The sequence below is a fragment of the Myroides odoratimimus genome, assembly GCF_030326305.1.
GTDB lineage: Bacteria > Bacteroidota > Bacteroidia > Flavobacteriales > Flavobacteriaceae > Flavobacterium > Flavobacterium odoratimimum_A.
The window spans coordinates 114978-124062 of sequence record NZ_JACAKB010000003.1 but is presented as its reverse complement, the minus strand read 5'-3'; the positions used below and the strand labels follow the sequence as shown (position 1 = coordinate 124062).

Sequence of the window (9085 nt, the reverse complement as noted above, 5' to 3'; positions counted from 1 at the left end):
ACCAGCTTGGAAGGCTGGAGCTCTACCAACTGAGCTACTTCCGCAGACGATGTTATTTTAAAACCTACATCAGGTTTGTAGAGCGGAAGACGAGGCTCGAACTCGCGACAACCAGCTTGGAAGGCTGGAGCTCTACCAACTGAGCTACTTCCGCTTTTGTGGATGCAAATATAATGCTATTTTTAATTTTGACGCAAGCATTTTTGTTGATTTTTTTTAAATAATTATACAACTAAATGTTTTCTCTCATAATATCAAATAGATGCAAAAAATAATCCACTATAAAAAACACTTTATATAGACGCCATCTAAATAATTAAGAAACTTTTAAGTTTGGTTGGTTCGGTAAATACAAAACTAACCGTATATTTGCCTCTCTCAAAACATTAAAGTAAAATGCAATACGACCAAGATTTAGTAGACTTATTCCAAGATTGTTGCGCTCACCATGAACTGGTGCACCACTTCTCACCATTGACTGCACAGATTTATACATATATTATGTTTAATAACAACAGAGATGGCGTGACTTTTGATGAATTAGTTGAAAAATTAAATGCAAGTAAAAGCTCTGTTTCTACAAGTTTAAATTTACTAATATCAAATAATCAGATTGAACATTTCAACAAGATTGATGAAAGAAAGAGATACTTCAGACTGAATCCTAACTACATGACTCTTAGATTACAAATTATCAGAGATGTATTAGAACGCGAGCATGCATTATGTCTTAAAATGCGTAAATTCGTTGATGAAGGCATTTTAAAAACAGACAATTGCAATAATAAAGTAGAACTTTATATAGATCATTTAGCAAAAAGTAAAAATCATTTAGCAGATACAATAGAAAAATTAAAAAGTACAAATTAAGTAATTATATGAAACGTTATTTACAATCGATCACTTTCGCTGCAATCGCTATCACTGTAGCGTCATGCGGAAACAAAGATCAACAACAAGGGGGGCCTCAAGCATTACCTTACAAAGTAATCGAAGTACCTACTCAAAATGTAACAGGTTATAAAAACTACCCTACTACCATTCAAGGAAAAGTTGCTAGTAGCGTTCGTGCTAAAATAGCTGGGTACATTCAAGAAGTTTATGTAGACGAAGGTGCTATTGTTAGAAAAGGACAACCTCTATTTAGACTTGAGACTAACACTTTAAACGAAAGTGCTGATGCGGCTAAAGCAACAATCAGAACAGCTGAAGCTCAAGTAAATGTTGCTCAAGTAAACGTTGACAAATTGGTACCTTTAGTAAACAAAGGAATTATCAGTAAAATCCAGTTAGAAACTGCTGAAGCTAACTTAGCTAGTGCAAAAAGCCAAGTAGCTAATGCTAAAGCACAACACAAAAGTATAGTTGCTAATATTGACTACGCTGTAGTTAAAAGCCCTATCGATGGTATTGTAGGTCAAATTAACTTCCGTGAAGGAGCGTTAGTTAGTCCAAGTGATCCTCAGCCATTAACTGTGGTATCTGATGACAGTGATGTATTTGCTTATTTCACTCTTAATGAAAAAGAATATTTCGACTTCTTAGAGAAAATAGAAGGAAAGTCTTTAAAAGAGAAATTAAGCCACTTACCTACTGTAAAATTACAGCTAGCTAATGGACAAATATATGAGCAAGCTGGAAAGATTGAAACTATCTCAGGACAGATTAATCCAACTACAGGAACTGTACAGTTAAGAGCTGCTTTTAACAACCCTAATAGATTATTATCGAATGGTAATAGTGGAACATTATTACTTCCTAATGAGTATACTAATGTATTAGTAGTTCCTGAATCAGCTACATTCGAACAACAAGGTCAGGTATATGTATATACTGTGGCAAACGATACAGCTAAGGCTACTAAGATCGAAGTAATCGATAGAATCAACAAGTTGGCAATCGTAAAAGAAGGTGTCAAAAAAGGTGAAAAAATTATCGGAACAGGATTAGGTACACTACGCAGTGGATCACCTATCACTCCAGTACCAGAGAAATTTGAAAAAATTAACGAAGACATCAAATCAACATTCTAAAGTATGTTAAAGACATTTATTGAAAGACCTGTATTATCTACAGTTATTTCTATACTTATAGTAATACTAGGGGTACTGGGCTTAACAGTACTTCCAGTGACGCAATATCCTGATATTGCACCTCCTACTGTACAGATTGCGGCTTCATATCCTGGAGCGAATGCTGAGACAGTAATGCAATCTGTAGTTATTCCTATCGAAGAACAGGTGAACGGGGTTGAAAACATGGACTATATTACCTCTACAGCATCGAATGATGGTAGTGCTAGTATACAAGTTGTATTCAAACAAGGTGTTGACCCAGATATTGCTGCGGTAAACGTACAAAACCGTGTGGCACGTGCTACACCACTTTTACCAGCAGAGGTAACACGTTCAGGGGTTACTACTCAGAAACAACAAACCAGTGCATTAATGTTCTTGTCTTTCTATTCGACAAGTCCTAACTACGATGCTATCTACATCCAAAACTACATGAATATTAACGTTATTCCTGTACTTAAACGTGTAAGTGGTGTTGGAGATGCAACGGCATTTGGTTCTCGTAACTATTCTATGCGTATTTGGATTGATCCAGCTAAGATGAAAGCTTATGGATTAGTTCCTTCTGATGTAGTAAGAGTACTAAACGAACAGAGTTTAGAGGCTGCGGCTGGTCAGTTAGGTGAAAATAATGCTGAGGCATTCCAATATGTTATTAAATATAGTGGTAAATATAAAACTCAAGACCAATACGAAAATATCGTAGTAAAGTCATTGGGTAATGGACAAGTTCTGTACTTAAAAGATGTAGCTAAGATAGAATTAGGTGCAATGTCTTATGTAGGTAGCTCTGAGCAAGATGGTCACCCTGCAGTAGCGATGGCTATCTACCAAACACCAGGTTCTAACGCTCAAGAGATTATTCAGAACTTACATACTGAACTTGAGAATATGAAGACTACGTTCCCTGATGGTATTAACTATACAGTACTGATGGATACGAACGAATTCTTAGATGCATCTATTAGTAAAGTAATCAGTACACTTATAGAAGCATTCTTACTAGTATTCGTAGTAGTATATATCTTCTTACAGGATTTCCGTTCTACGTTAATTCCTTTGATCGCTGTACCAGTTGCTATTGTAGGTACATTCTTCTTCTTAAGTGTATTTGGGTTCTCTATTAACTTGTTAACACTGTTTGCTCTTGTACTGGCCATCGGTATTGTGGTGGATGATGCCATCGTAGTGGTAGAGGCCGTGCATGCGAAGATGGAAGAGACAGGCCAAGATGCTAAAGAAGCGAGTTTAAACACCATGAGTGAAATCTCAGGTGCTATTATCTCGATTACATTGGTAATGTCTGCTGTATTTATACCTGTAACCTTTATTCCAGGTCCTACGGGAGTATTCTATAAGCAGTTTGGTATTACACTTATTGTTGCGATCTTAATCTCAGCTGTTAACGCCTTGACATTGAGTCCAGCATTATGTGCTTTATTCTTAAGACAACATGATCACCACGAAGGAAAGAAAAGAAACTTTGTTCAACGCTTCTTTGATGCATTCAACGTTGCTTTCAACAAATTAACTCACAAATATGGTAACTCATTTAAGTTCTTATTAAAACATAAATGGACTACGTTTGTAATCTTACTTGCGTGTTTAGGTATCACATATTATGCTGCTAAAACAATGCCTAGTGGATTCGTACCTAACGAAGACCGTGGATTCATCATGGGTAATATCGAATTACCTGCAGGTGCTTCTCAAGACCGTGTAACGAGTTTACAACAACAGTTCTCTAAAGTAGTACAGCAAATCCCAGGAGTAGAAGGAGTAACTATCGTATCAGGGTTCTCGTTCATCAACGGACAAGGTTCTAACTACGGTATGGCGATGATTAAGCTAGATGACTTTAAAGATAGAACTACACCAGAGTTAGCTACTGACGCTATTATTGGTCAACTGTTTGGTATCGCTGCTACACAGTTCCAAGATGCAAGAATGATCTTCTTCCAACCGCCAAGTATACCAGGTTTCGGTATGTCTTCAGGTTTTGAGATGAAATTATTAGACAAAACAGGAGGTGCACTTACTGACTTTGATCAAAAGTCAAAAGAGTACTTAGGAGCATTAATGCAACGTCCTGAAATCTTATATGCTCAGTCATCATTCAATACGAACTATGCTCAATATGAATTAGATCTTAATATTCCTCGTGCAAAAGAATCAGGAGTATTAGTAAGTGATATTTTCTCTGCTCTTCAAGGGTATATTGGAGGAATCTATGCAGCGGACTTTACACGTTTTGGTAAACAATACCGTGTAATGGTACAGTCTTTACCTGAGTACAGATCAGATAAGAATAGTTTAAACGAGATCTATGTAAGAACTGCTTCAGGAGAAATGACACCAGTAACTCAATTCGTTGATTTGAAAAAAGTATATGGTCCACAGTCAGTGAACCGTTACAACTTATTTACATCTTCGAATATTACAGGAGCTCCTAAGCCAGGTTATAGTTCTGGGGACGCTATTAAAGCGGTTCAAGAAGTAGCTGCACAAACATTAAGTACAGATTACGGAATTGACTTTACAGGTCTATCTCGTGAAGAGATTAGCTCTGGTAACCAAACTGTAATGATCTTTGCTTTATGTATTATTTTCGTTTACTTCTTATTATCTGCTCAGTATGAAAGTTACTTATTACCATTAGCTGTAATCTTATCATTACCTACTGGTATCATGGGAGCATTCATCGCACAGAAATATGCAGGATTAGAAAACAACATCTACTTCCAGATTGCACTAGTCATGCTGGTCGGGCTTCTTGCTAAGAATGCTATTCTTATTGTGGAGTTCGCTTTACAGAGACGTCAACATGGAGAGTCGATAGCAGAATCTGCAATCAACGGTGCTAAAGCTCGTCTAAGACCGATCTTAATGACTTCTTTTGCCTTTATCTTGGGTATGATGCCATTAGTATTCGCTAAAGGTGTTGGAGATGTAGGTAACAGATCTATCGGTACTGGTGCAGCATTTGGTCTATTGATTGGTACTATACTTGGAGTATTCGTAATCCCAGTACTATATGCTATCTTCCAGTACATACAAGAAAAAATTAAACCGATTAAATTCGTAGAGCACAAGTCAGAATAATATGAAAAAACAAACTTTATATAGAGCTTTACCTATTGCTGTTTTAGCTGTTACTATGCAGTCTTGTATCGTATCTAAAAATTACGAAAGACCTGAAGTAACTAACGAAGCGCAATTCCGTACTGATAACATATCTCAAGATACTCTTTCTATGGCAAATATGTCATGGAAAGAGCTATTCTCTGATCAAACGCTTATTCAATATATTGAACACGGATTAGAGAACAACTTAGATATCAGAATCGCATTAGAGAATATCAATGCTGCTCATGCTTATATGCAACAAGGTAAATGGGGATACGCTCCTACATTAAACCTAGGTGCAAACTATACTCACACTATCATGTCTAAAAACACACAGATGGGACGCATGATGGCTGCTAATGGATCTAATGACCGTATAAAAACAGATCAATATGACTTAACAGGTCAGTTCTCTTGGGAACTAGATGTATGGGGTAAAATCAGAAGTGATAAAAGAGCTGCAGGTGCTAGCTACTTACAAACTCTTTCTGCTCACCAAGCTGTAAAAACTCAGTTAATCTCTAGTATCGCTACAACGTATTTTCAACTAGTAGCTTTAGATGAACAAAAACGTGTGACAGAGCAGACTATCGTTAACAGAACTAACAGTTTAGAAACGATTGAAGCTTTAAAAGAATCTGGACAAGTGAATGAGGTAGCTGTTAAGCAAACTCAAGCACAATTGTTCAATGCAAAAGCTCTTTTAGTTGATCTTGAAAACAATATCAAACTAACAGAGAACGCATTCAGTATTCTATTAGGGAATAATCCTGGTACTATCACTAGAGGAGAACTTAAGAGTCAAAAACTTAATGCAGACCTTTCTGTTGGTGTTCCACTTCAATTATTAAGCAATAGACCTGATGTAAGAGCTGCTGAGTATGGATTAATTAACGCTTTTGAAATGACTAATGTTTCTAGAGCGAACTTCTATCCATCTTTCAGACTTACAGCGAATGGTGGATTACAAAGTATGGATTTTGATAACTTATTCAACACAAGTTCTCTATTTGCAAACTTCATCGGTGGTTTAACTCAACCTTTATTAAATGGTAGAAAAGTTAGAACAGCACATGAAGTAGCTAAAGCAAAACAAGAATCTGCATATTTAAGTTATAAACTATCTATTCTTAATGCGTCAAAAGAAGTTTCTGATGCATTATATACTTACCACAGTTCTTCAGATAAGTTAAAACTTAAAAAGCAAGAATACGAAGCATATAACCTAGCTACTGAATACTCAGAAGAGTTATTAGTACAAGGTATGGCTAACTACCTAGATGTATTAACAGCTAGAGAAAGTGCACTTGCTGCAGAATTAAGTTACATTAATACAGAATTAGCACAACTTACCTCTATCGTACAGCTTTATAGAGCTGTTGGAGGTGGTATAAAATAATTTTATAGTTAATTGTTATTCATTAAAAGAGAGTAGTTATTTAGTTAACTACTCTTTTTTTATACATTTGACTTATGAATATATCTAAGCTACTTCTGCCACTTCTTTTTCCAAAATACACTTGGAGAAGACCAGATAATCAAAAGTGTATTTACTTAACTTTTGACGATGGCCCTATACCCGAAGTCACAGAATGGGTATTAGATATACTGAAGCAGTATCAGGTAAAAGCTACATTCTTCTGCATAGGTGATAATGTGAGAAAACACCCTACTATATTCCATAGAATCTTACAAGAAGGCCATCAGGTAGGAAATCATACTTTTAATCACTTAAATGGATGGAAAAACACAAATGAAGTATATCTGAATAACTTCTGCTTATCAACGGAAGAAATGTCTAAACACACTAGCTTTGAGAACAGAACACGACTATTCAGACCACCTTATGGTAAAATAAAGAAGCAACAAGCTAAACAGATAATATCAGAAGGATATGAGATCATCATGTGGTCACATCTTACCAAAGATTATGATAAGAAAACCTCTCCTGAAGAATGTTATAAAAGAGCCATAGAGAATATGGCTCCTGGAAGTATTATTGTATTTCATGATAGTATCAAAGCCAGCCATAATTTATACTATGCCTTACCTAAGACTATCGACTACTTATTATCTAAAGGGTATACCTTCTCTACGTTATAGCGTCTTGGTAACATTGATAAGAGAGTTTGCATCCATAACACCACTTTGGCGCCAGATCATACTACCTCTTTTATACAGCATCATAGTAGGTACTTGCTTTATTCTTAAAGCCTCTACTAATTCACCATTTTTCTCAACATCTATTTTTACTATACGCAACCTATCCCCCATGGCTGCAGCCACATCGATTAAGACAGGATTCATAGTAGTACATGCTTCGTTCCACTGTGCATAAAAGTGGATTAAAACAGGAACATCTGCTGTTACTAACTCTCCGAATTTTGACATATAATATAAATTAACTTTACTATAAACTTCTTTTAATATACAAAAATATTACTTTTTAGCAATATTCTTTACTTTTTTCGCCTTAATTCTATAACTGTGATCTCTGGCCAGATACCTGTACGCCCTTGATAAGCATGATATCCAAACCCTCTATTTACATAAATATATTTCCCCATCTTCTCATAAAGCCCTGCCCACTGCTTATACACGTACTGTATAGGGCTCCATTTTATAAATCCAGGTATCTCTATACCGAATTGACTACCATGTGTATGACCTGCTAGAGTCAACTGAAAATTCTTTTTGTGTTCTAATATTTTAGCTTCCCAGTGTGATGGATCATGACTCATTAATATCTTAAAGTCTTTAGAACTCACTCCTTCTGTAGACTTATCTAAATCTCCTAGTTTCTGAAAGTGTCCGCGTACTCCCCAGTTCTCTACTCCTACTACCGCTATGCGCTGACCATCTTTCTCAAACCACACATGCTCATTTCTCAATAACCTAAATCCAAGCTTTGGACTGATATCACAGATACCCTTAAAGTTCTTTTGTCTCTCTTCCTCTGTGTCCCAGTGTGCATAGTCTCCATAATCATGATTTCCTAATATAGAGTATTTACCATATTTATAATGGCGTATCTTATTAAACACATCATACCACGGAAGCATTTCATCTGCTAAGCTATTCACTAAGTCCCCGGTAAATAAAAGTGCATCTGATTCTTGACTATTAATCAACTCTACTGCGTATCTAATCTTCTCTTCATTGTCAAAACTTCCACTGTGTATATCTGAAATATGCGTAAACTTAAAACCATCAAATGCCTCAGGCAAATCTTCAAATTCTAAAATACTCTTTCTAACTTCAAATTTATATCTCCCTATCGTGATACCGTGTAGCACAGAGATAAAAGGAATAGACGCTATCCCAAAAGCAAGATGAGATACAAACTTTCTTCGCCCTGGCACGAAAGATTCTTTATCTTCTTTCTTGATCTTAATTCCTTTACTATAATTCCAAATACCTCTACCTATTCTTACTACATCCTCAGTAATTAGTAATATAGTAATAATCGCTTTTGGCAAATAGAATAAGATAACTAAAGCCCCTGCCACTAATGACTGATGATTCCTAGCGTGATTGCGATCAAACTGTGAAAAACCGTATATAATATACATAATACCTAATAAAGATACTACTATATAACCCCATCTCATTAGTTTATTTTTCGTCACTTGACGAACGGCCTGGAAACAATAAAACTCTATTATAATAAATACTAACAGTAATACTATAAATCTCCCCATTTCAATAATCTATAAATAACAAATTTAATTTTTTCCAAATGCTTTCAAAGTATCTTTAACAATATTTAATGATATTTATCAAACATCTAAATCACAAAACTTTGGTTCTCTCCTAAGTCCTACTACAAATTCATTATCTTTGAGCTTATAAATAATTACCCTTAATAAAAAACCACATTATAG

7 protein-coding genes and 1 tRNA gene are annotated in these 9085 nt (G+C 35.6%); 5 read left to right on the top strand and 3 right to left on the bottom strand.

The genetic code is table 11. The features are described 5' to 3' along the window. Positions 1-81: 81 nt before the first annotated feature. Positions 82-154 (bottom strand) — tRNA-Gly (locus tag HX049_RS03885). Between the two features lie 242 nt (positions 155-396). Here HX049_RS03885 and HX049_RS03880 point away from each other — a divergent pair. The 5 genes from HX049_RS03880 (at position 397) to HX049_RS03860 (ending at position 7304) form a co-directional block, all read left to right on the top strand. Then, on the top strand, positions 397-870 hold the full coding sequence (locus HX049_RS03880) for a GbsR/MarR family transcriptional regulator (RefSeq protein WP_286414223.1): 474 nt from the start codon (positions 397-399) through the stop codon (positions 868-870). Positions 871-878: 8 nt separating this feature from the next. After that, positions 879-2033: an efflux RND transporter periplasmic adaptor subunit gene (locus HX049_RS03875; protein WP_286414222.1), complete on the top strand. Its 1155-nt coding sequence runs from the start codon at positions 879-881 to the stop codon at positions 2031-2033. A gap of 3 nt (positions 2034-2036) precedes the next feature. Further along, a complete protein-coding gene (locus HX049_RS03870) occupies positions 2037-5177 on the top strand; it encodes an efflux RND transporter permease subunit (RefSeq protein WP_286414221.1) in 3141 nt (1046 codons plus the stop codon). 1 nt (position 5178) lies between these two features. Continuing rightward, positions 5179-6600 carry an efflux transporter outer membrane subunit gene (locus HX049_RS03865; protein WP_286414220.1) on the top strand — a complete coding sequence of 474 codons (1422 nt, stop codon included), beginning with the start codon at positions 5179-5181 and terminating at the stop codon, positions 6598-6600. A 74-nt stretch (positions 6601-6674) separates the two neighbouring features. Beyond that, a complete protein-coding gene (locus tag HX049_RS03860; RefSeq protein ID WP_286414219.1) occupies positions 6675-7304 on the top strand; it encodes a polysaccharide deacetylase family protein in 630 nt (209 codons plus the stop codon). Here the strand turns inward: HX049_RS03860 and HX049_RS03855 are convergent. Beyond that, positions 7299-7592, bottom strand: coding sequence for a thioredoxin family protein (locus HX049_RS03855; RefSeq protein ID WP_006259726.1), 294 nt, complete (start codon positions 7590-7592; stop codon positions 7299-7301). The genes HX049_RS03860 and HX049_RS03855 overlap by 6 nt on opposite strands. 68 nt (positions 7593-7660) lie before the next feature. Further along, a complete protein-coding gene (locus HX049_RS03850) occupies positions 7661-8902 on the bottom strand; it encodes a metallophosphoesterase (RefSeq protein ID WP_286414218.1) in 1242 nt (413 codons plus the stop codon). Positions 8903-9085: the final 183 nt, after the last annotated feature.